Origin of the sequence: Streptomyces sp. XY006 (assembly GCF_002237655.1) — a bacterium.
In the GTDB taxonomy this organism is placed as follows: domain Bacteria; phylum Actinomycetota; class Actinomycetes; order Streptomycetales; family Streptomycetaceae; genus Streptomyces; species Streptomyces levis.
Genome location: NZ_NOKT01000040.1, coordinates 1 through 20,378 on the forward strand (window position 1 = coordinate 1; position 20,378 = coordinate 20,378).

Consider the following 20,378-nt stretch of genomic DNA (forward strand, 5'->3'; position numbering starts at 1 on the left):
GTTGACTTTTGGCACGCTGTTGAGTTCTCAAGGAACGGTCGCTTCCTTTGTACTCACCCTCTCGGGCTTTCCTCCGGGCGCTTCCCTTCGGTCTTACGTTTCCGACTCTATCAGATCTTTTTTCGACCCGATTTCCTCGGTGCTTTCCAGGTTTCCGCTTTCGCGTTTCCCTTTCCGGCGGTTCCGACTCTATCAGATCCTTTCGGGCCTGATTCCCAGTCAGCGGGGTTTGTCTTCGCGGCTGTTGGGCCGTTCCGACGTGTCCAACCTTAGCGCGATCTCTCGGCGATTCCAAAATCGATCCCGGTTCGGGGCCGATCAGAGCGTCGAGTCCCAATTCGAATTGAATTCGGGCGCGCCGAAATCAACCCCGCTGGGAGCGATCTTGCTGATGGTTGGTGCCGCTGCTGCGGCGGAAGTGCTGTCGAAGAACCGTTACGGCTCTGCGGCAACCCGAAGAACTCTACGGATCCCGCTGGGGGCTGTCAAGCGTCCCCTGTCAAGATCTTTTGCGCGGGAGTCGTGGGCGCGTCAGTCCAGGTCGGACAGGCGCCCGCCGGCGTCCGGCTGGGCGTCCTCGACGCGGCGCAGCAGGCGCGTGAGCACTTCGCCCAGTGCCGTGCGCTCGACGGGGGACAGGTCCTGGAGCAGGTCCTCCTCGAAGACCGACGCCAGGCGCATCGCCTCCAGCCACTTCTCTCGCCCCTCGGATGTCAGCTCCACGATGACGCGGACGCGGTTCGTCTCGTCCCGCTCCCGGGTCACCAGTCCTTCGCCGACCATGCGGTCGATCCGGTGGGTCATCGCGGCGGGGGTCAGTCCGAGGCGCTTGGCGAGCTCGCTGGGGCCCAGTCGGTAGGGGGCGCCGGAGAGGACGAGGGCCTTGAGGACCTCCCACTCGGCGTTGCTGATGCCGAGGGCCGAGGTCTGGCGGCCGTAGGCGACGTTCATGCGGCGGTTCAGGCGCGACAGGGCCGAGACGATCTGCTCGACCTGGGGGTCGAGGTCCTGGAACTCGCGCTGGTACGCGGCGATCTGCTCTTCGAGGGTGGGCTCGTCGGAGCCGGGGGTGTCGCCCATGGGCGCAGTATGGCACGGCTCATCTTTGCCTTGAAGTCCTTGGGAATGTACTCTTTAGCTTCGAAGTTTAGTGTCGAAGTCTTCACTCCTAACTTGTGAGAGAGGTGAACGTGACCAGGGCGATGGGCGCTGCGATGCGCCGGATCCACGTGGGCAACGCACTCAGCGCTTTCGGGCTCGGCTTCACGGTCCCGTATCTGTACGTCTACGTGGCGCAGGTGCGAGGGCTGGGGGCCATGACGGCGGGCCTCGTGCTCGCCGTCTTCGCTGTGGCCGCACTGGTGGTGCTGCCGTTCGCCGGGCGGGCCATCGTCCGGCGCGGCCCGCTGCCGGTGCTGCTCGCCGCCCTGCTCACCGCCGCCGTCGGTGCGCTGACCCTGGGGATCTCGGGCAGTTCGGCGGCCGTGCTGGCGTCGGCCTCGCTGCTGGGGGCCGGGCAGGCCGTGATGCAGCCGGCGCTGGCGACGATGATCGTGGACTGCTCCTCGGCCGAGACGCGGTCCCGGGCGTTCGCCATGCAGTTCTTCCTGCAGAACCTCGGGCTCGGTGTCGGCGGCCTCATCGGAGGGCACCTGGTCGACACCACGAGCGCTGCCTCCTTCACCCTGCTCTTCGCGATCGAGGCGGCGATGTTCCTGCTGCTGGTCGTCGTGATGGCGACGGTGCGGATGCCGCACGCGCCCCGGATCGAGGGCGCGCCCGCGGCGGGCCGGAGCAGCTGGAAGCAGCTGCTGGGCAACCGGGCCATGGTGCAGCTGTGCGTACTGGGCTTCGTGCTGTTCTTCGCCTGCTACGGGCAGTTCGAGTCGGGGCTGAGCGCGTACGGCGTCGAGGCCGCCGGGATATCGACGTCCGCGCTGGGGACGGCCCTCGCGGCGAACACGCTGATGATCGTCGTGGCGCAGTTCGCCGTGCTGCGGTTCGTGGAGCGGCGCCGGCGTTCGCGGGTGATCGCGGCCGTGGGCCTGATCTGGGCCGTGGCGTGGGCCGTGGCGGGGTACGCGGGGCTGGGGCACGGCAGCCAGGAGATGGCGACGGCCGCCTTCGTCTCGACGTACGCCCTGTTCGGGCTGGGTGAGGCGATGCTGTCGCCGACCGTGGCGCCGCTGGTGGCGGATCTCGCGCCGGAGGGCATGGCCGGGCAGTACAACTCGGCGTTCGCCCTGGTCAAGCAGCTCGCGCTGGCTGTCGGGCCGGCGGTGGGCGGGCCGCTGGGGGCCTCGCTGCACGCGCCGTACATCGTGGCGTTCCTGGTGTTCTCGCTGGGGATCACGATCCTCGCCGTGCGGCTGGGGCGGCAGCTGACCGAGGCGCAGGATCAGCCGTGGCTCGCGAAGAGCCGGGTCGTGGCCCGGGGTGGGGCGCCCGTTTCGGCGGACGTCTGATCCCCGGCACCCGCTAGGTCGCCTGGGCGCGCGGCAGGGCGAACTCGCACCAGACCGCCTTGCCGCCGCCCGGGGTGCGGCGGCATCCCCAGCTGGACGCGATGGTGGCGACGATCGCGATGCCGCGCCCCGATTCGTCGCCCGGTTCCGCGCGGCGGCGTCTGGGGAGGTGGTCGTCGCCGTCGGTGACCTCGATGATCAGCCGCCGGTCCGTGCGGCGCAGGCGCAGGCGCATGGGCGGGGTGCCGTGCTGGAGGGAGTTGGCGACGAGCTCGCTGGTGGCGAGGACGCCCAGGTCGTGCAGGTCGGTGGGGAAGCGCCAGCTGGTCAGGACGCCGGAGGCGAAGGCACGCGCGCGGGGGGCCGCCTCGATGCCGCCCAGGAGTTCCAGGGCGGCGTTGCGGAAGAGCTCGCCCTCCGGGCCCGTGCGGGCGGGGTGCTGGAGGACCAGGACGGCGACGTCGTCGTCGTGGTCCGGGGTCACGCCGGCCGAGCGGACCAGACGGTCGCAGACGACCTGGGGCGTGCCGGTGGCGCCGGCCAGGGCGCGCTCCAGGGCGGCGATGCCCTCGTCGAGGTCGGCGTCGCGGCGCTCGACCAGGCCGTCCGTGTAGAGGACGGCCGTGGAGCCGGGGCTCAGGGGGATCGAGCCGGAGGCGTGCATCCAGCCGCCGGTGCCGAGCGGGGGGCCGGTGGGTTCGTCGGCGCGCAGGACCGTGCCGTTCTCGTCGCGGACGAGGATGGGGAGGTGGCCGGCCGAGGCGTAGACCAGCTTGCCCTCGTTCGGGTCGTGGACGGCGTAGGCGCAGGTGGCGATCTGGTTGGCGTCGATCTCGGCCGCCAGGCCGTCGAGGAGCTGGAGGACCTCGTGCGGGGGCAGGTCCAGACGGGCGTAGGCGCGGACCGCCGTGCGGAGCTGGCCCATGACCGCGGCGGCGCGGACGCCGCGGCCCATGACGTCGCCGATGACGAGGGCCGTGCGGCCGCCGCCGAGGGTGATGACGTCGTACCAGTCGCCGCCGACCGCGGCTTCCGTGCCACCGGGGTGGTAGGTGGCGGCCACGCGCAGGTCGTCGGGTTCTTCGAGCTCCTGGGGGAGCAGGGAGCGCTGGAGGGTGACGGCCGTTTCGCGCTGACGGCGTTCGCTGGCGCGCAGGCGTTCGGCGGCTTCGGCGTGGTCGGTGACGTCGGTGGCGAAGACGAGGACGCCGCGGCCGTCCGTGCCGCCCTTTCCGTCGCCCTGGGCCACCGGGGTGCAGGTGAAGGTGTAGCAGCGGCCGTCGGGGGCCTTGCGGGACTTCACCGTGCGCGGCTTGCCGCTGCGCTGGACCTGGTCCAGGAGGGGGAAGAGGCCGAGCGCGTCGAGTTCGGGGAGGGCCTCGCGGGCGCGTTCGCCGAGGGGGCGTACGCCGAAGGCGGTGGTGTAGGCGTCGTTGACGTAGGCGATGCGGTGGTCGGGGCCGTGGACCAGGGCGACGAGGGACGGGACGCGGTCGAGGACCTCGCGCACCCGCAGTTCGTCGACGGGGGGCACGGGCGGCGTTTCACCGGTCAGTTGTTCGACACGGGCGGCGGGTACGGAACCTTCCCCCCGCCGGTCCGGGGAGGCCGTCTGCTCGGTCCGCGCTGCGGCGCGGCGCTGCGTTCCGGGGAGCCGGGCGCTCCAGCGCGTGAAGTTCACGAATCCTTGCCTCGTGTAGTCGTCGGCGGCCGGCACCGGAACCGGCCGGGGCCCCTGAGGGCCCGCACCGGGGCGAGCCGTGGCACACCCGTGGTGGTGGACCAGTCTGGCAGTGCGCGGACCGGACCGACATCCGTCAGACGCCGGGCCGGGCGGTGGAGTTCCTGGGTCCGGTCAGGACGACCCCTTCGGGTTGCCCGGGGGGTCTTGGGAAGGCTTTCCACCGGCCGCGAGTTCGAACTCCGCCCGGGGATGTTCGAGTGAACCGAGGGAGACGATCTCCCGTTTGAACAGACCGGCCAGGGTCCATTCGGCGAGCACGCGCGCCTTGCGGTTGAAGGTGGGCACACGGCTGAGGTGGTAGGCGCGGTGCATGAACCAGGCCGGGTAGCCCTTCAGCTTGCGCCCGTAGACGTGGGCGACGCCCTTGTGCAGGCCCAGGGAGGCGACGGAGCCGGCGTAGGCGTGTTCGTACGTCTCCAGGGGTTCGCCGCGCAGGGTGTGGACGATGTTGTCGGCGAGCACCCTGGCCTGGCGCAGCGCGTGCTGGGCGTTGGGGGCGCACTCGCGGCCCGGTTCGGCGGCGGTGACGTCGGGGACGGCGGCGGCGTCTCCGGCCGCCCACGCGTGCGTGGTGCCCTCGACCGACAGCTGCTGCGTGCACCGCAGGCGTCCGCGGTCGTTGCGCGGCAGGTCGGTGGCGGCGAGCACCGGGTGGGGCTTCACGCCGGCCGTCCAGACGACCGTGCGGGTGGGGAAGCGGGCGCCGTCGCTGAGGACGGCGACCCGGTCGGCGCAGGACTCCAGACGGGTGCGCAGGCGGACGTCGATGTTGCGGCGGCGCAGCTCGGTGACGGTGTAGCGGCCCATCTCCTCGCCGACCTCGGGCAGGATGCGGTCCGAGGCCTCGACGAGGATCCACTTCATGTCCTCGGGGCGGACGTTGTGGTAGTAGCGCGCGGCGTAGCGGGCCATGTCCTCCAGCTCGCCGAGGGCCTCCACACCGGCGAAGCCGCCGCCGACGAAGACGAAGGTGAGGGCCGCGTCGCGGATCGCCGGGTCGCGGGTGGAGGAGGCGATGTCCATCTGCTCGATGACGTGGTTGCGCAGGCCGATGGCCTCCTCGACGGTCTTGAAGCCGATGCCGTGGTCGGCGAGGCCGGGGACCGGCAGGGCGCGCGAGACGGACCCGGGGGCGAGGACGAGGTGGTCGTAGGGGAGCTGCTGTCCGCCCGTGCCCTCCTCCTCGGTGGCGAGGGTGGTGAGGGTGACGGTGCGTTTCGCGTGGTCGACGGCGGTGGCCTCGCCGATGAGGACCCGGCACCGGTCCAGGACGCGGCGCAGCGGTACGACGACGTGGCGGGGTGAGATGGCGCCCGCGGCGGCCTCGGGGAGGAACGGCTGGTACGTCATGTACGGGTCGGGGGTGACGACCGTGATCTCGGCGTCGCCCCGGTCCAGTTCCCGTTTCAGTCTGCGCTGCAGGCGCAGGGCCGTGTACATCCCGACGTAGCCGCCACCGACAACGAGAATGCGCGCACGTTCCTTCACCATCCCATGACGCACCCGCCGCTTGCGTTTGTCCACAGCCTCGACGGATTGTGTGACCGGCGCGGGCGCGGGCGCGGAGTTGGCCGGATTAGCCGACTGTGGGGCGTTCGGGCAGGTCAGTGGGGGTGGCGTGGGGGGCGCGCGGGGGCACATTCGGGACGTATGCGACCCGTACTCCGATCGGTGGGCGCTCCGTGCGGAACCTGCCCCTTCTGAATTGACTCCCTCTCAACTATGTTCGTGTGTCGACGGGGTGTAGGGGGATGTGCTCACCGGGTCCGCGACGGGCGGGCCGCGGAACCGGGCCTGTTCCCCCGTCCCGGCATCGCATGGCGGGGAGAGTCTCCGGGGGGAGACGTCATTACCGGGGGAATGCATATGCATGTTCAGGATTCTCATTGGTCGTCCGCGTCCGCTCTTACCGCGGGTGGCGCGACGATGAGCACGACGGGGAACGGGCGCGGGGACGGAGCACGGACGACGCCGCTGCGCGTGGACGCCCAGCGCAATCTGGAGCACGTGCTGCGGGCGGCGCGCGAGGTGTTCGGCGAGCTGGGGTACGGCGCGCCGATGGAGGACGTCGCGCGGCGCGCGCGGGTCGGTGTGGGCACGGTGTACCGGCGGTTCCCGAGCAAGGACGTCCTGGTGCGGCGGATAGCCGAGGAGGAGACGTCCCGGCTGACCGAGCAGGCGCGCGCCGCGCTCGGGCAGGAGGACGAGCCGTGGTCGGCGCTGTCGCGCTTCCTGCGCACGTCGGTGGCGTCGGGCGCCGGCCGGCTGCTGCCGCCGCAGGTGCTGCGGGTCTCGGTCGTGGAGGACCAGGCCGGCGGTCCGCGGGTGCCGCAGCAGCGGACCCAGCCGGGCGGTGCCGAGCTGCGGCTGGTGCCGGAGGAGCCGGTGGCGGTCGCTTCCGTCCCGGCGCCGGAGGACGACGCCGGGGCGTCGGCGCTGCTGGAGGTCGTCGGCCAGCTCGTGGACCGGGCCCGGGCGGCGGGTGAGCTGCGGGCGGACGTGTCCGTGTCGGACGTCCTGCTGGTGATCGCGACGGCCGCGCCCTCGCTGCCCGACGCGGCCCAGCAGGCGGCGGCGTCGGCCCGGCTGCTGGACATCCTGCTGGAGGGTCTGCGGTCGCGTCCGGCGTGAGCGGGGGGCGGTGTCGGGTCCGGCGCGGGCTCTTCGCGCAGTCCTCCGAGGGCCAGCCGGCTCTCGGGCGAGACCGCCTAGGCCTGCTCGACCGCCGGCTCGAACGGTGGCGAACGGCACCGGTGACCTCGGAGCGAAGAGAGAGCCTTCCCCGCGGGAGGGCCGGCCAGTACTGGCGTGCGGCGGATCCGCTCGGACGAGTGACGGTCCGAACTCCGGGGTTCCGCCAAGGAGTCGCTGTGGCACGCTGACCCGGTGGTCTGGACGGGTACGGCGGCTGGCGGGGGCGTTCCGCGATGAGCGTTGACGGACGGGACGAGTCGAGCGGCACCGGAAACGGCGGGGACACCGCGCCCGGCGGCCCGCTTCCGCCGCAGGTGCCCAGCCAGGGCGGGCGAGGAAGCGTTCCTGCCGGCGGACGTTCCGCCGACGAGTCGGTCCCGGCCCAGCGCGACCGGCGCGAGGACGGGGCCCTGCCGCCGCCGCGTGAACTCCCTCCGTCCGACGCCGACCTCATCGACCGGATGCGCGCGGGCGACGACACGGCGTACGAGGAGCTGTACCGGCGCCACGCCCAGGCCGTGCGCCGGTACGCCCGCACCTGCTGCCGGGACGCCCACACCGCGGACGACCTGACCGCCGAGGTCTTCGCCCGCATGCTCCAGGCGGTCCGCGGCGGCTCCGGCCCCACCCACGCGGTCCGCGCCTACCTGCTCACCTCGGTGCGGCGCGTCGCCGCCTCCTGGACGCGGTCGGCGCGGCGCGAGCAGCTCGTCGACGACTTCGCCCTGTTCGCCGCCCAGTCCGCGCGCGGCCGGGACGCGTCCGACGACGACACACTCGAACTGGGCGCGGACGTACGGGCCATGCACGAGGCCGAGCAGTCCATGGCCATGCGGGCCTTCCGGTCGCTGCCCGAGCGCTGGCAGGCCGTGCTGTGGCACACCGAGGTCGAGGACGAGTCGCCCAGCGAGGTGGCCACGCTCTTCGGTCTGGACGCCAACGGCACGCGTGTGCTGGCCAGCCGTGCCCGTGAGGGGCTGAAGCAGGCCTACCTCCAGGCCCACGTCAGCGCCACGCTCACCGCCGACGAGGAGTGCGCGCGCTACGCCGTCCAGCTCGGCACGTACGCCCGCGGCCGGCTGCGCACCCGTGCCGAGCGGGGGCTGCGCAAGCACCTGGAGGAGTGCGCCAAGTGCCGCCTGGCCGCGAGTCAGATCGCGGAGGTGGCCGGTGGCATCCCGGCCGTCGTACCGGTGGCCGTCATCGGCTGGTTCGGTGCCGCCGGGTACGCCAAGGCGGCCGGTCTCATCGCCGGGGGTGCGGGGGCCGGCGGTGCCGCGGGGGTGGCCGCGGCGGCGGCAGGCGGCTCCTCCGGTGGGGCGAGTGCTTCCGGTGGGGCTAGTACTTCCGGTGGGGCGAGTGCCTCCGGTGGGAGCGCGGCGGCTTCCGAGGGGATCGGCGCGCCGGTGAAGGCCGGTATCGCGGCCGGTGTGGTGGCCGTCGGGGTCGTGGCGGCGGTGGTCATGGCACTGGCCGGCCAGGACCGGGCCCGGGAGGAGGCGCGGCCGGTGCCGTCGTCCCCTCCGCCCTCGTCCGTGGTGCGGCCCGGCGAGCCCACGCCCGCCCCACCTCGCCGGGAGCCCGGGCCGCGTCCGCCGGCCCTGGTGCCCGTGGGCGCGCGGACGCCCGTGCCGACAGCGCCCGCCGGGACGGCCCCCGCTCCCGAGACGTCCCCGACGCCGGCCCCGCGCCCCACCCGGCCGCCCGCGTCCCCGAGTCCGGCACCCCCCGCGCCCCCGGCTCCCGCCCCGACACCCACACCCACACCCACACCGACTCCGCCGCCACCGCCTCCCGCCCCGGCCGTCTACCAGTGGAGCGACCTGTCGTACGACGTCACGGGCGACGGCACCGGGCCCGAGATGCGGATCGGTTCGAGCAGCTGGGTCTGGAAGCGGTCGGGCCTGTCGGTCGGCGACCGGCGGTACGCGCACGGCGTCACCGTGCACGGCAGTTCCTCCGTCACCATCGACCTCAACCGCTCCTGCTCCTCCTACGACGCGGCCGTCGGCGTCGACGACATGACGCTGAAGCACGGCAGGGTGGCCTTCTCCGTCTACGCCGACGGCGTCCGGCTCTGGCGGTCCGGGCCGGTCGAGGGCGGTGACCCGGCCGTCCCCGTCCATGTGGACCTCACCGGCCGCAGCACCGTCCGGCTGGTGGTGGAACCGCTGGGCGCGCTGGCCGGCCTGACGCTGGCGGACTGGGCGGAGTCGACGTTCACCTGCCGCTAGCGGTGGCCGCGCGGCACGGGGATCTCCACGTCCCCGCAGGCACCGGCGTCAAGCCCGTCGTCCCCCGGCCGCCCCCGCGCCCAGCGCCCCCCGCTGCGGCGCGATGCCCGCCGGTACCGCTCGTTGGCGGGCCGGGGTTCCCGTCCAGCATGTGCCGCGGCGGGCCAGCAGGCGGCGCAGCCACAGTTCCAGGGAGACCAGGTCCGCGAGCCCGTCCAGGGGCAGCGGCTCGCCCGCCGCCGCGCCGCGCAGCGCCTTGCGGACCACCCGCGCCTCGACCAGGCCCGCCTCCGCCAGCAGCGGCGTGTCGAACAGCGCGACCAGCGAATCCGCCGCCACCCGCAGCCCTGTACGCGCCGCCGCGGCCGCCGTGGCCTGGGTCGGCGCGCCCCACCCGGTCGGCAACTCCCGCACCCCGGCCCCCTCCAGCACCGTGCGCAGCACCGCCGCCCGCGCCCCCGGGCGCACCCGCAGCGCCTCGGGCAGCGCACGCGCCGCCCGCACCACCTGGTTGTCGAGGAACGGCGCGTGCAGCCGCTGGAAGCGGATCTCCGCGGCCTGCTCCAGCACGCGCAGGTCCGCCGCGTGCCGCGCGAGCGCCGCCCGCGCGCGGAAGTCGCCCGGCCGCTGTCCGGGCCCCACCAGCTCCGACCGGTGCGTCGACGCCTGAAGGCGAACCGATACTTCAGCGAGCGCCTCACCGGTCAGCCAGCGCGCCGCCGGCCCGGGTCTGCCCCAGGTCAGCGCCGCGAGGGAGGCGTCCACCGCGCCGCCGGGCGCGTCCAGCTCCTCGTCCGGCCGGTGGTCGAGGAGCCGCTCGGCGAGGGACTCGATCCCCGACCGGTACGGCGTGCGGGACAGCCGCCGCGCCGCCGCGTACACACGCGCGGGCACCAGCACCGACCCGTCCGCCTTGGCCAGCGCGGCGACGGGCCGTACCAGATGACGCCGCCGGCGGTCCATCAGCAGGTCGGCCAGGCGCGCGGGGTGCGCGTCCAGCACCTGCCGCGCCCCGTACCCGGTGAAGTGGTCCGCGCTGCCCGCCGCCAGCCGGGCCCGGTGCCGCGCCGCCGTCACCAGGCAGGCCCCGGGTTCGTCCGTCAGGGGCCCGTCCAGGTCGGCGTACGGAAGGGTCTCCTCGCCGCCCGTCACGACCACGTGGTGCAGCCGCGGGTTCGCCGCCAGCGCCCCGGCCCGCTCCAGCTCGGCCTCCCGCCCGCCGACGGCCAGGTCGTTGAAGGTGACCGCGAGCAGCCGCTCGCCCGCGCCCGTGCCGTGTCCGAGCACCGTGCCCGGCATCCCGGGCAGCCCCGCGGCCAGTAGCGCCAGCGTCCCCGAGGCGGGTCCGCCGGACAGGTCCGCACCGATGCCCGGCACGGGCATCCCGCGCGCCGCGCGCCGTTCGGCGGGCCCCATCCCGGGCACGGGCCCGGGGTCGATGTCCGCCCCGGGGACGTGCCGCGGCGCGGACAGCCGCGTCCGCACGGCCTCGACGAGGGCGTCGCGCACGGCGTCCACGGCACGGTCGGGGTCGGCCGGCGGAGCGGCGACGGCCAGTGAGGCGACCGGCTCGTACCCGGCGATCTCCCGCGCCCCGGCGCGCAGGATCAGGGCGTGCCCCGGCGGAATCCGCTTCACGCCGTCGTACGGCGTCGAGTCGTGGAGCGCGGCGGGCACGTCGGGGGCGGCCAGCAGCGCGGCGAGGTGCCCGAAGTCGAGGTTGGCCTCGATGAGGTCGGCCAGCGGCAGGGCGGCCGTCGCGTAGGCCGTGCCGCCGGCCCAGGGGGTGTAGAACACCGGCCGCGCGCCCGCGAGATCACCGCAGACGGTGATCCTCCTGCCGACCTGCACGATCGCCGTGTAGCTGCCCGGCCAGGCGGTCAGATGCCGAAGTGCCCCGCCGCGCGCGGCGAACAGGGCGACGCGCAACTGCTCGTCGGTGGCGCCGCAGATCCCGAGCACGGCGATGCGCGTGCGCTCGTCGGCCTTCACGACCCGTACCTCGTCGGGCCGCCAGTCGCCCACGGCCCACAGCGGATCGGGGTCGCCCCACAGCAGTTGGGACCCCACGGGGTGCAGGGTCTCACCGTCGCGCCCGGTGGCCCCCGCCGAACCGGCAGCGACGGCTCCCGCGGCGGTGCTGCTCCATCCCACCAACCACCGCATCGCCGCCTCCACAAGCTGTGGACAACCAGTGCACCGTACGAACCGGTTCACCATGCTGCCATGAAGGAAGCGCTCCAGAGGGTGCCCGCGCCGCTTGCGCTCCGCCGAATGCGCCCCGGCGGAGCCGCCGGCCCGGTCGCCCGACTCCCGAACTCCCTTACGCCACAACGCGACACGACCCGCACCGCAAAGAGACGAAGACCGAACGGGGAGGCGAAGAAGAGCGAACGAGGAAGGCAAAGAAGAGGGAAAGGGCGGGACACGAGGAGCACTCGGCGCGCCGCCGCTACGCGACCATCCGGCCACGGGACAAGGCCTGTCGGCGACACGTCACCGGTACGACTGCGGCGCGAACGCGCCCCCGATACGCGCCCCAAATACGCCCAACGCGCCCTCAACTGCCGTGGTCGGGGCCCTGATACCGCACGATCCCCGGGGTCGATTTTCGGCCAATTCGCCGATACGCGAGCAGCATCGAACACGCTCCGTACAGGATCGGCGCCGTGTCGCCCGGTCGCGCAGTCCGGGAGACGCAGCACGCCTCCCGGACCGTTCCGCCGCCCGCGGGGATTGAGGCGGCGGTGTCCCCCAGCCCACTGGATCCAGTACAGCGGGCCGACCCACGCGAGGACCATGGAACCGCTCCCGTGATGGCCGGACCAGAGCGCACGGGCGGGCGCACGGCCACACAGTGGGAGCACGCCGCAACTGCCCGTATCTGACCCGCACTTCAGTACGGACCACAATCCCGCCAACCGGAACAATGCCCCTTAACGCTTGGGATGCGGCGAACTACGCTGGGTTTACGAATGCCGCACGGTTATGCCAGCGCGGCAGCCGTCTGTGTCGAGGGGTGGCGCATGTCCAGGGAGCAACGCGGGCCGAACGAAAAACTCGGCGCCGTTCTCGCCCTCGCGGGAATCAGCAACGCAGGCCTCGCGCGGCGCGTCAACGATCTTGGCGCACAGCGGGGACTGACACTTCGCTACGACAAGACGTCGGTGGCGCGGTGGGTGTCGAAGGGCATGGTGCCGCAGGGTGCGGCCCCGCACCTCATCGCCGCCGCCATCGGCCAGAAGCTCGGCCGCCCGGTGCCGCTCCACGAGATCGGCCTGGCGGACGCGGACCCCGCACCCGAAGTCGGCCTCGCCTTCCCGCGCGACGTCGGCCAGGCGGTGAAGTCCGCGACGGAGCTGTACCGCCTCGACCTCGCCGGCCGCCGTGCCGGCTCCGGCGGCATCTGGCAGTCGCTCGCCGGATCGTTCGCAGTGAGCGCGTACGCAACGCCCGCCTCGCGCTGGCTGATAACCCCGGCCGACAGTTCGGTCGCGCGTGACGTGGGCCCCGGCGAGGGCTCCGGCGCACCGCTCAAAGTCGGCCACAGCGATGTGCAGAAGCTGCGGGAGGCCGCCGAGGACGCCCGGCGCTGGGACTCCAAGTACGGCGGCGGTGACTGGCGTTCGTCGATGGTCCCCGAGTGCCTGCGGGTGGAGGCCGCCCCGCTCCTGCTCGGCTCCTACTCCGACGAGGTCGGCCGGGCCCTGTTCGGCGCCTCCGCCGAACTCACCCGGCTCGCCGGCTGGATGGCCTTCGACACCGGCCAGCAGGAAGCGGCCCAGCGCTACTACATCCAGGCCCTGCGCCTGGCCCGGGCGGCGGCCGACGTCCCCCTCGGGGGGTACGTCCTGGCCTCCATGTCCCTCCAGGCCACCTACCGCGGCTTCGGCGACGAGGGCGTGGACCTCGCCCAGGCCGCCCTGGAGCGCAACCGCGGACTGGCCACGGCCCGCACCATGAGCTTCTTCCGCCTCGTCGAGGCCCGGGCACACGCGCGTGCGGGCGACGCGCCGGCCGCCGGCGGAGCCCTGAAGGCGGCCGAGAGCTGGCTGGAGCGGGCCCGCCCCGGCGACCACGACCCGAGCTGGCTCGGCTTCTACTCCTACGACCGCTTCTGCGCCGACGCCGCCGAGTGCTACCGCGACCTCAAGGCACCCCGCCAGGTCCGCCGCTTCACGGAGCAGGCGCTGTCGCAGCCGACGGAGGAGTTCGTGCGCTCGCACGGCCTGCGCCTGGTCGTCTCCGCGGTCGCCGAACTGGAGTCGGGCAATCTGGACGCGGCGTGCGAGCAGGGCGTACGGGCGGTGGAGGTCGCCGGCCGCATCTCGTCGGCCCGCACGACGGAGTACGTCAAGGACCTTCTCCACCGTCTGGAGCCGTACGGCGACGAGCCGCGGGTGGTGGAGCTCCGTGAGCGGGCCCGGCCGCTGCTGATGGCTCCCGCCTAGGCGTCCGAAGGGCCGCCCTCTCCGCGTTTGAAGGCACTGTCAGTGGCGCAGTGCACTATCGAGGTGGGAGGTGGTGCCGGTGGGGATCGCATACGACTGCGACGTGCTGGTGATCGGCGGCGGGATCGTCGGTCTGTCGACGGCGTACGCGATCACACGCGCCGCACCGGGCACACGTGTCACCGTCCTGGAGAAGGAGCCCGGCCCGGCCCGGCACCAGACGGGCCGCAACAGCGGCGTGATCCACAGCGGGATCTACTACCGCCCCGGCTCCCTCAAGGCGCGCTACGCGGTGCGCGGGGCGGCCGAGATGGTCAAGTTCTGCGCCGAGTACGGCATCCCCCACGCGGTCACCGGAAAGCTCATCGTCGCCACCGACCGCGCGGAGCTCCCCCGCCTGCACGCCCTCGTGCAGCGCGGCCGGGAGAACGGCATCCCGGTGCGCGAGCTGGGCGCCTCCCAGATCGCGGAGTACGAGCCGGAGGTGCGCGGCCTGGCCGCCATACACGTCGGCACGACGGGCGTCTGCGACTTCGTCGCGGTCGCGCGCCAGCTGGCCCACGGCTCGGGCGCGGACATCCGCTACGGCGCGCGGGTGGTCCGCGTCGACCGCAGACCCGAGCGGGGCGTCGCGGTGCTCACCGCCTCGGGGGACGTCGTACGCGGCAGGGTCCTGGTCAACTGCGCGGGGCTGTACTGCGACGAGATCGCCCGGCTCACCGGGGACGACCCGGACGTCCGGATCGTGCCGTTCCGCGGCGAGTACTACGAGCTGGCCCGGCCGGAGCTGGTGCGGGGCCTGGTCTATCCCGTGCCCGATCCGGCGTTCCCCTTCCTCGGGGTGCACCTCACCCGGGGCATCGACGGAGGGGTGCACATCGGCCCCAACGCCGTACCCGCCCTGGCCCGCGAGGGCTACGGCTGGGGCACGGTCCGTCCGGGCGAACTGGGCTCGACCCTGGCATGGCCCGGCTCCTGGCGGATCGCCCGGCGGCACTGGCGCTACGGGGCCGGCGAACTGCGGCGGTCCCTGTCCAAGGGCGCCTTCACGGAGGCGGTGCGCCGGCTGTTGCCCGGGGTGTCGGAGGACGACCTGGTGCCGACGGCGGCGGGCGTACGCGCGCAGGCCGTCCTGCGGGACGGCACACTGGTCGACGACTTCCTGATCCGCGAGGCCCCCAGGACGGTCCACGTCCTGAACGCCCCGTCCCCCGCGGCCACGGCATCCCTGCCGATCGGCAGGGAGGTGGCCCGCCGGGCGCTGAGCGCCCTGTGAGCGGGCGCGGCCGGGTGGACCGCCAAACCGGAAGCCGGGACGACCCGCACCCGCCGACGCACGGACGGGGACATGTCGGGGGCCCGCCCGGGGCTCAGTAGAAACGCGCCCGCACCCGCAAACGGCGAGAAGGGGACGTGTCGGGGGGTGTCCGCCCGCAGCGGTTGGCGCGTCAACGAACAGTCAGTCGGCACGCAAGTCGATCGCGCCGTTCCGAGGACGGACACCCCCCGACGCGGCCCCGCCCCACACCCGGCGCCACGCGCCAGGCGAAGGCACCCCCACCCCGTAAAATCGGCCCCACTGTGTCTGACTCCGCGAACTCCCCCGAACCCCCGCTCCCTCACACCCCCGGCGCCCCCGCCCGGCACGCCCGGGCCAAGGGAGAGCCCCGCTTCCCCGACGGGCCGAAGGCCGACCCGGCCGGGTCGCACTTCGAGCGGCGGATCCGGAGTTTCCAGCCCCGGCGCAGCCGGGTCACCGCCGGCCAGGCGGACGCGCTGCAGCGCCTGTGGCCCAAGTGGGGCCTGGACATCGACGGCAGCCGGACCCTCGACCTGCCCGACCTCTTCGGCAACGACAACCCCGTCGTCCTGGAGATCGGCTTCGGCATGGGCGAGGCGACCGCCCAGATGGCCGCCGCCGACCCCGCCACCAACATCCTCGCGGTCGACGTCCACACCCCCGGCCAGGGCAACCTCCTGAACCTCGCCGACCGCAACGGCCTGTCCAACATCCGCGTGGGCAACGGCGACGCGATCATCCTGCTCCGCGAGATGCTGACCCCGGACTCCCTCGACGGCCTGCGCGTCTACTTCCCCGACCCCTGGCCCAAGAAGCGGCACCACAAGCGCAGACTGATCCAGCCCGAGTTCCTCTCCCTCGCCGCGACCCGCCTGCGGCCGGGCGCGATCCTGCACTGCGCCACCGACTGGGAGGAGTACGCCGAACAGATGCTCGACGTACTCACGGCTCACCCCGACTTCGAGAACACGCAGGCGGACGGCGGTTTCGCGCCGCGTCCCGACTTCCGGCCGCTGACTCGTTTCGAGGGCCAGGGACTGGACAAGGGACATGTCGTGAACGACCTCCTCTTCCGCCGCGTACCACACGCGGACCGTCCCCCCGCCGGCGTCTGACCGCACCGCACCGCCCCTGGCACCTCTCCAGCCTGCGGACAGCGCCCCTCCGTCGTTAGGGTCAATGCCGTGGCCACCTGCCCCCCACACCCGTCGTACCCCAGCGCTCCCACCGACGGCGCCCCCGCCGCCGGCCCGCTGCGGCACGCCCACTGGTGGCAGCGCCCCTGGGTGCGCTACGGCGCCCCGACCACGCTCCTCGCGATATCCGGCCTGGTCATCCTCGCCCTGGTCCGGGAGGAGACCGGCACGGAGGGCTTCCTGGTCGGGCTCGGGCTGGCCCTGCTCCCGGTGCCCCTGCTCATCGCCTCGTTCCGCTGGCTGGACCGCGTCGAACCGGGCCCCTGGCGCAACCTGGTGTTCTCCTTCGCCTGGGGCGCCTGCGCGGCGGCGCTGATAGCGATCGTCGCCAACAGCTTCGCCACACGGTGGATAGCGACGGCGACCGCGGACCCGTCCAGCGCGGACACCCTCGGCGCGACCGTGATAGCGCCGGTGGTCGAGGAGACGGCCAAGGCGGCGGCCGTGCTCCTGGTCTTCCTCTTCCGCCGCCGCGACTTCACCGGCATCGTCGACGGCGTGGTCATAGCCGGTGTCACCGCGACCGGCTTCGCCTTCACGGAGAACATCCTCTACCTGGGCACCGCCTTCGGCACCGATCAGCTCACCGGCGGCAGCGGCATCGCCTCCGTCACGGCGGCGACCTTCTTCGTCCGCATCATCATGTCGCCCTTCGCGCACCCGCTCTTCACGGTCCTGACCGGCATCGGCTTCGGCGTCGCCGCGCTCTCGGCGGACCGCCAGCACATCCGGCGCGTCGCCTTCCCGCTCGCCGGGCTGCTGCTGGCGATGGGCATGCACGCGATGTGGAACGGCTCGTCGGCCTTCGGCGAGTACGGGTTCTTCGCCGTCTACGCGGCGTTCATGGTGCCGATCTTCGGGCTGCTGACGTGGCTGGTGATCTGGACGCGGCAGCGCGAGCTGCGGACCGTACGGGCGGAACTGCCCGCCTACGCGGTCGCGGGCTGGCTGTCCCCGGCCGAGCCGTACGCGCTCGGCTCGATGCGGGCGCGGCGGATCGCCCGCCAGTACGCCCGCCGGCACGCCGGGAAGGCGGCGGCACGGGAGGTGGCGCGGTACGAGGCGTACGCGACGTCGCTCGCGTTCCTGCGGCACCGGGCCCGCCGGGGCCGCGCCGGGCCCGACTTCGCCGTACGGGAGATGGAGCTGCTGGCGGCCCTGTGGCGTCGCCGCGAGGCGGCCCGCCCGGCCCTGGACCACGCGGCCCGCATCACGGCCCCTCCGGTCCCGGTGACGGCCCCGCCCTGGCCGATGCCCGGGGCGTACGGCCACGGCTACGCGTACGGCCAGGTCTCCCCGTACGGCCAGGCCCCCGCGTACGGCCAGGCCCCCGCGTACGGCCAGCCGGCCGGATACGCCCCCCAGCCCGCGCAGTACCCGGCATACAACCCCTACCGGTCCTGACACCCGGCCCGGCACGGAAAAACCGGCAGCCCTGACGTCGGGGGGTCGTCGTCAGGGCTGCCGGTGCTTCTGCGGGCGCTCGTCGCTTACGGGTTGAGGCCCTTGTCCCGCAGCCAGGCCATCGGGTCTATGCCGCTGCTGGAGCCGGCCGCGTGGACCTCCAGGTGCAGGTGCGCCCCGGTGACGTTGCCCGTGGCGCCGACGCGGCCGATGACGTCGCCCGTGCTGACCTTCTGGCCGACGCTGACGCCGATGGAGGACTGGTGCGCGTACCAGATCTCCGTGCCGTCCTCCAGGGTGAGGACGGTCTTGTAGCCGTAGGAGCCGTTCCAGCCGGCCTCGGTGATGGTGCCGCTGTGGACCGCCTTGATCGGCGTGCCCGTGGGGGCGGCGAAGTCGAGGCCGGTGTGGTAGCCGGAGGACCAGTAGGCGCCGGCCTGGCCGAAGCTGGAGGTGATGGTGTACGAGGAGGTCGGCAGCGTGTACTGCTTGGCGAGGGCGGCGAGCCGCTCGGCCTCGGCCTTCTTGCGGGCCTCTTCCTCGGCCTTCCGCTTGGCCTCGGCGGCCTTGGCCTTGGCTTCCTTCTCCGCCTTGGCGACGGCCTCGGCCGCGGCCTTCTCGGCGGCGGCCGCGGCTTCCTCGGCGGCCTTGGTCTCGATCTGGTCCTGCTGGTGCTCGACCTGGGCCATGATCCGGGCGCGCAGGGCCTCACCGGCGTTGGCGCCGCCCTGCTCGGTGTCGGCCGAGGCGGTCGTGAGGTCGCTGAGCGGAGTGGCGGAGCCTTCGGGGGTGTCGTCGTCCGAGATGAGGGAACCCACCGAGGGAAGGTCCGGCACGGAGATCGACACCGGCGGCTTGCCGGTCTGGGCGCTGGCCATGCCGCCGGCGCCCACGGCGGCTATGACGCCGACGCCCAGGACGGTGGAGCTGCGGGCGAGCCCTCCGCCGCGCTGCTTGGTGACGCGATGCCGGCCACGGACGGGACGGATGGACTCCGCGGTGGGGTTCCACTCCTGGAACGGGCCCTCGTCGGTGCGCTGACCGCCGTAGCCGAAGACTTCGGTGTCGCGCTGGTTCGGTGCGAACGGGGCCGCGGGGGCAGGCCGGTTGGACGCCACGTGGGCGTACTCCTTTCCTTCCTTCTCGCCTACCGGGTTAGCTGACGGGTTCGGAGCAGGAAGGTCTCCTACGCGCGTATACCGGCCGTGCTTCCACGGCGGCATCCGCTCGATTCACCCCAAGTGGTGGTTCCCCGGTTCCCTTTCGGGATTCGGCGCGTGCGCACGGAGCCGCCTTCTGTGACGGCTGGGACGACCGCGCTGCGTTATCGAACGTTAATGGAGGCGCGGTGGGTATTCCAGCGGTTCCTCTTGATCATTAACCTTTTTCGCGCGGACTTACCTGCCATGACCGGCTTAAATCGGGCGAGTTGACCGCCCCGCAGGCGGGAAAGGGTTTTTGACGGTGTGTCAGTTGTTATGCGGAGCGGGAGGATTCGCTCACCCTCCGTGAGGGGCGTCCCGCGCCAGGAAAGCGAAAGCACCGAGGGCCGGAACCCTTTCGGATTCCGGCCCTCGGCCTTCAGTAGCGGGGACAGGATTTGAACCTGCGACCTCTGGGTTATGAGCCCAGCGAGCTACCGAGCTGCTCCACCCCGCGTCGTTGTGACTCCAGTGTACGCCATGCGCAGGACAGCTCGTGCCACACCCGTCCCCCGGGGCTCAGGACAGCAGGTGGCGGTTGGGTGCCTGGGCCCGCTCCGCGTGCTCCGGGAGGACCACGACCTGCGCTCCGGCCGCGGCCAGGACGCCGCTGCCGTCGGCCCCCGCGACGAAGGTGTCCGGCTCGCGCCAGGCGGTGACCACCCGGCGCACGCCCGCGTCGAGGATCAGCCGGGCGCAGGGCACGGGGCGGGAGGCGCGGCGGGCGCACGGCTCCAGGCTGCTGTACACCGTCGCGCCGGGAAGCCGCGGGTCGGCCGGGTCGATCCTGGCCAGCGCCGCCTCCTCGGCGTGCCCGACCGGGTCGCCGGCCTCCCGGGAGTGCCCGCGGGCCAGTTCCGTGCCGTCGGCGGCGACCACCACCGCGCCCACGCTGAACGCCGTGTCCGAGGGCGGGCACTGCTCCGCCAGCTCGCAGGCGAGGCTCAGCCACCGGTGGTCGGCGGCGGTGGGCAGGGCGCCGGTGCCCGGGGCGGTCGGCACGTAGCGCATGAGGACGACGTCCTCGATCCGCCGCGTCTCCAGCAGCCGGAGCCGGCCGCGCTGGTAGCCGCCGGGCCCGAAGAGGCGGGGGGCCTGCGGGTCGCCGACGAAGAGCGGGGCGAGGACCAGCTGGAGTTCGTCGGCGAGGCCCTGGGTGAGCAGCTGGGTGTGGATCAGGCCGCCGCCCTCGACCATGAGGCGCCGTACGCCCCGGACGTCGTGCAGGTGGGTGAGGAGCCGGCGCCAGTCGAGGTCCGCGCCGAGCGGGACGACGTCGGCGGCGATGCCGAGGGCGCGGGCGCGTTCGGCCCCGGTGTCGGTCGTGTACAGCACCTTCTCGCCGCCGGTGTGCCAGAACCGGGCGTCCGGGTCGAGCGCGCCGGAGCCGCTGACGGTGACCTTGAGCGGGTACTCGGGCCGGCCGGCGGCCACCCGGGCGGAGCGGCGCTCGGGCGAGTTCACCAGCAGCCGGGGATTGTCGGCGCGGATGGTGCCGGCGCCGACCAGGATCGCGTCGACGGACGCCCGGACCTCGTCGACCCGGTCGAAGTCGGCCGGGCCGGACAGCAGCAGACGTTCGGGGCCGGTGTCGTCCAGGTAGCCGTCGAGGGAGACGGCGGCGGACAGCAGGACGTACGGGTGGGGCATCGACGCTCCGCGGCTGGTCGGGACGGCGGACTGGACAG

Annotated in this window: 13 protein-coding genes, 1 tRNA gene and 1 riboswitch; of the genes, 7 read left to right on the forward strand and 7 right to left on the reverse strand. The window is 73.4% G+C overall.

All coding sequences use genetic code 11. The annotated features are described in order from the left end of the window. Positions 1-531 precede the first annotated feature (531 nt). Positions 532-1,080 (reverse strand): MarR family winged helix-turn-helix transcriptional regulator, encoded by a 549-nt coding sequence (locus tag CHR28_RS33575; RefSeq protein WP_094057511.1) that lies wholly within the window; start codon positions 1,078-1,080, stop codon positions 532-534. 122 nt (positions 1,081-1,202) lie between these two features. Between CHR28_RS33575 and CHR28_RS33580 the strand changes: the two genes are divergently transcribed. Then, positions 1,203-2,465: an MFS transporter gene (locus CHR28_RS33580; RefSeq protein WP_094057512.1), complete on the forward strand. Its 1,263-nt coding sequence runs from the start codon at positions 1,203-1,205 to the stop codon at positions 2,463-2,465. A 13-nt stretch (positions 2,466-2,478) separates the two neighbouring features. Here the strand turns inward: CHR28_RS33580 and CHR28_RS33585 are convergent, their stop codons facing one another. After that, entirely contained in the window at positions 2,479-4,146 is a 1,668-nt protein-coding gene (locus CHR28_RS33585; protein WP_094057513.1) for an ATP-binding SpoIIE family protein phosphatase, read from the reverse strand. A gap of 174 nt (positions 4,147-4,320) precedes the next feature. Then, positions 4,321-5,700 (reverse strand): NAD(P)/FAD-dependent oxidoreductase, encoded by a 1,380-nt coding sequence (locus tag CHR28_RS33590; protein WP_094057514.1) that lies wholly within the window; start codon positions 5,698-5,700, stop codon positions 4,321-4,323. A gap of 375 nt (positions 5,701-6,075) precedes the next feature. Between CHR28_RS33590 and CHR28_RS33595 the strand changes: the two genes are divergently transcribed. Together CHR28_RS33595 and CHR28_RS33600 are read left to right on the forward strand one after the other, a co-directional pair. Continuing rightward, positions 6,076-6,840, forward strand: a complete 765-nt coding sequence (locus CHR28_RS33595) for a TetR/AcrR family transcriptional regulator (RefSeq protein ID WP_094057515.1) — start codon at positions 6,076-6,078, stop codon at positions 6,838-6,840. A gap of 296 nt (positions 6,841-7,136) precedes the next feature. Then, positions 7,137-9,137 (forward strand): sigma-70 family RNA polymerase sigma factor, encoded by a 2,001-nt coding sequence (locus CHR28_RS33600; RefSeq protein WP_094057516.1) that lies wholly within the window; start codon positions 7,137-7,139, stop codon positions 9,135-9,137. Between the two features lie 48 nt (positions 9,138-9,185). Here CHR28_RS33600 and CHR28_RS33605 read toward each other — a convergent pair whose 3' ends face one another. Then, positions 9,186-11,303 (reverse strand): asparagine synthase-related protein, encoded by a 2,118-nt coding sequence (locus CHR28_RS33605; RefSeq protein ID WP_094057517.1) that lies wholly within the window; start codon positions 11,301-11,303, stop codon positions 9,186-9,188. Positions 11,304-12,163: 860 nt separating this feature from the next. Between CHR28_RS33605 and CHR28_RS33610 the strand changes: the two genes are divergently transcribed. The 4 genes from CHR28_RS33610 to CHR28_RS33625 all read left to right on the forward strand — a co-directional run bounded on the left by CHR28_RS33610 (position 12,164) and on the right by CHR28_RS33625 (position 17,488). After that, positions 12,164-13,588: an MFS transporter gene (locus tag CHR28_RS33610; RefSeq protein WP_094057518.1), complete on the forward strand. Its 1,425-nt coding sequence runs from the start codon at positions 12,164-12,166 to the stop codon at positions 13,586-13,588. Positions 13,589-13,658: 70 nt separating this feature from the next. After that, positions 13,659-14,864, forward strand: a complete 1,206-nt coding sequence (gene lhgO / locus CHR28_RS33615) for an L-2-hydroxyglutarate oxidase (RefSeq protein WP_094057519.1) — start codon at positions 13,659-13,661, stop codon at positions 14,862-14,864. Positions 14,865-15,169: 305 nt separating this feature from the next. Next, a complete protein-coding gene (trmB, locus tag CHR28_RS33620) occupies positions 15,170-16,003 on the forward strand; it encodes a tRNA (guanosine(46)-N7)-methyltransferase TrmB (RefSeq protein ID WP_179272649.1) in 834 nt (277 codons plus the stop codon). A 69-nt stretch (positions 16,004-16,072) separates the two neighbouring features. Further along, a complete protein-coding gene (locus tag CHR28_RS33625) occupies positions 16,073-17,488 on the forward strand; it encodes a PrsW family intramembrane metalloprotease (protein WP_094057520.1) in 1,416 nt (471 codons plus the stop codon). 86 nt (positions 17,489-17,574) lie between these two features. Here CHR28_RS33625 and CHR28_RS33630 read toward each other — a convergent pair whose 3' ends face one another. The 3 genes from CHR28_RS33630 to CHR28_RS33640 all read right to left on the reverse strand — a co-directional run bounded on the left by CHR28_RS33630 (position 17,575) and on the right by CHR28_RS33640 (position 20,340). Next, positions 17,575-18,606, reverse strand: a complete 1,032-nt coding sequence (locus tag CHR28_RS33630; protein WP_094057521.1) for a M23 family metallopeptidase — start codon at positions 18,604-18,606, stop codon at positions 17,575-17,577. 11 nt (positions 18,607-18,617) lie between these two features. Next, positions 18,618-18,774: riboswitch (cyclic di-AMP (ydaO/yuaA leader) on the reverse strand. Positions 18,775-19,073: 299 nt separating this feature from the next. Next, a tRNA-Met gene (locus CHR28_RS33635) sits at positions 19,074-19,147 on the reverse strand. A 62-nt stretch (positions 19,148-19,209) separates the two neighbouring features. Beyond that, positions 19,210-20,340: a dihydrofolate reductase family protein gene (locus tag CHR28_RS33640; protein ID WP_094057522.1), complete on the reverse strand. Its 1,131-nt coding sequence runs from the start codon at positions 20,338-20,340 to the stop codon at positions 19,210-19,212. Between the last annotated feature and the right edge of the window lie 38 nt (positions 20,341-20,378).